Origin of the sequence: Marinobacter maroccanus (assembly GCF_002933275.1) — a bacterium.
GTDB lineage: Bacteria > Pseudomonadota > Gammaproteobacteria > Pseudomonadales > Oleiphilaceae > Marinobacter > Marinobacter maroccanus.
In genome coordinates this window covers 1-2430 of record NZ_PSSX01000039.1, presented here as the reverse complement: position 1 = coordinate 2430, position 2430 = coordinate 1, and the positions used below count along the sequence as shown (strand labels likewise).

Below are 2430 nucleotides of genomic sequence, written 5' to 3'. Positions count from 1 at the left end.
TGTTAGTGGCCAATTAAAGTGACCCACTACTGGCCATTAGTTTTGACCCACCTCCGAGTGGCCGTCAGGCCACAGAACCAGCTACTGTCCCCCGCTTTTATCGATGGCCGGGGGCATGTCAGTGAAGGAGTGGGTTGTGATACACAAGATCAAGGCACTGCACGATAACGGTAAAGGACTGTCGATCCGCGCCATCAGTCAGGAACTGGGGTTATCCCGGAACACGGTACGCAAGTATTTGCGGATGGAGGTGGATGCGATCACAGAGCAGTTTGCAGATCCCTCACGGAGCAAGCGCCTCGACGATCACCGGGATTACCTGGTGCATTTGCTCAAGCAATTTCCCAAGCTCAGCGCCGTCAAGATTGCCCGTAAGCTTCAGGCAAAGGTCGGCGACTTACCGGCCTCAGATCGCTCCATTCGCCGTTATGTGCGAGCACTCAAGGAGGAAGTGGCCTCGGCCCAGATACGCTACTACGAACCCATTCTGGACGATGTGCCGGGTGTTCAGTGCCAGGTGGACCCCGGTGAGTTGCGCGGCGTGCTGATCGGTGGCGAAGAACGCACGCTGCATTTTGTGGTGTTCGTGCTGTCTTACTCGCGGTTGATGTACGTGGGTCTGGCCTTCCGCCCCCTGGATACCCAGACGTTTATCCAGCTCCACGATGAAGCCCTGCGGTACTTCGGTGGCCTGCCGGAGGAGTGCGTTTACGATCAGACCAAGCTGGTGGTGATCAACGAACGGTACCGGGAACTGACTCTCAACCAGCGGTTCCATGAGTATGCGACTACGGCCGGGTTCCGGATACATGCCTGTGAAGGCTATGACCCGGAGAGCAAGGGCAAGGTGGAAGCCGGCGTAAAATACGTCAAACAGGACTGCCTTTACGGCGAGGTCTTCCGGGACCAGGAGCACGTGCGTCAGCACGTGCAGGACTGGGTTGAGAGTGTGGCCAATGTCCGCATCCACGGCACCACCGGAGAACCACCCCGGGAGCGGTTCGAGCAGGATGAACGAGAACATCTGGCGGCCTATCTGTCACCGGCGTGCGTGCAGTCTGTGGCCCGGGAGACACGAAGAGCCGACAAGACCGGCCTGATCGCCTGGAAGGCCAACAAATACTCCGTGCCCATGGCCTGGCAACAGGCCCGGGTGGGCGTTCTGGAGTCCGGCGGCCAACTGCACATCAGCGACCTGAGCACAGGCGACGTCATCGCCAGTCATGCCCTGTGTACGGACAAGGGCAAGGTGATCAAGAACACCCATCACTACCGGGATCATGCCCAGCGCGTGAACAAGCTGGAAGCCGGCATCAACGCCCTGATCGGCGACGAGACCGGGCATCGGTTGTGCCAGCAGCTCAAACGCTCCGAGCCCAAGATCTACAAGGATCAGTTGGTGGCTGCCCGCGACTTGCTCAAGCGCCACGAACCCGTGGATCCCGTGTTGATCACGACGCTGGCAGAGCGCCCCGGCATGACCGCCACACGACTGCAAAGCTACCTGGAAGCGGCCCAGGCCGCCGTTCTGCGGGAGCGACAGCCGGAGCCGTTACCGCAACCCAAGCAAGCATTGGATCTGAGTGCCTACCAGCGTCTTGGCCACTCCAGTGGCCAGGGGGTGACCCATGAGCCAGCTTGAGCAAACCGTGGCCCGATACCGCAGCCTGCGTCTGAGCGCAGCCGCTGATGAATTAACGAATCTGCTGGCTGAGGCAGAAGCCAACGAGATGTCTTATCTGAGCTTCGCGGACAGGCTTGCCGAACATGAGATGACTCAGCGCCAGGACAAACGTATCCGCCGGAACCGGAAGATGGCTGCGTTCCCAGCGGAGAAGCGCCTGGAGGGCTTCGACTACCGGCACCAGACCACCATTAACAAGCGCCAGGTGAACGCCTTGCTGGACTTCCAGTTCCTCGACGAACGGAACAACCTGGTGTTTATCGGCCCGCCGGGTGTGGGCAAGACCCACCTGGCCATCGGCATTGGCCACAAGGCAGTGGAAGCCGGTTACCGGGTGTTGTTCCGCAACGCCTTGGATCTGGTGGAAGAGCTGGAACTGGCCGAAATGAAGGGTGAGCTAAAAAAGCGGGTCAGCCAGTTGGCCAAGTACGACCTGCTGATCATCGATGAGCTGGGCTACCTGCCCATGACCCGGCAGGCCCGCTACAACCTGTTCCAGCTGATCAACAGCCTTTACGAATACCGGTCCATCATCCTGACCACCAACAAGGACTTCACCAGTTGGGGCGAGTTCTTCCACGACGACAACGTCGCGGTGCCGATCATTGACCGGGTTATCCATCATTCACACATCTTTATGTTGGGAGGAGAAAGCTATCGGCTAAAGCAGAAGACCACAAGCTAGACTATGAAAGGTGGGTCAATTTTATTGGCCAAAGGTGGGTCAAAATAAATGGCCATTGACA

The 2430-nt window shown here is 58.6% G+C and carries 2 protein-coding genes; both read left to right on the top strand.

All coding sequences use genetic code 11. The features are described 5' to 3' along the window. Positions 1-136: 136 nt before the first annotated feature. Positions 137-1642 carry an IS21 family transposase gene (gene istA, locus KEHDKFFH_RS19915; protein ID WP_192875818.1) on the top strand — a complete coding sequence of 502 codons (1506 nt, stop codon included), beginning with the start codon at positions 137-139 and terminating at the stop codon, positions 1640-1642. Then, complete coding sequence (gene istB, locus KEHDKFFH_RS19910) at positions 1629-2369, top strand: IS21-like element helper ATPase IstB (RefSeq protein ID WP_104323508.1); 741 nt, start codon at positions 1629-1631, stop codon at positions 2367-2369. The genes istA and istB overlap by 14 nt, the downstream gene beginning before the upstream one ends. Positions 2370-2430 lie beyond the last annotated feature (61 nt).

Coding starts and splice junctions, on each gene's coding strand:
- istB (WP_104323508.1), top strand. CDS start 1,629: ATGAGCCAGCTTGAGCAAACCGTGGCCCGATACCGCAGCCTGCGTCTG.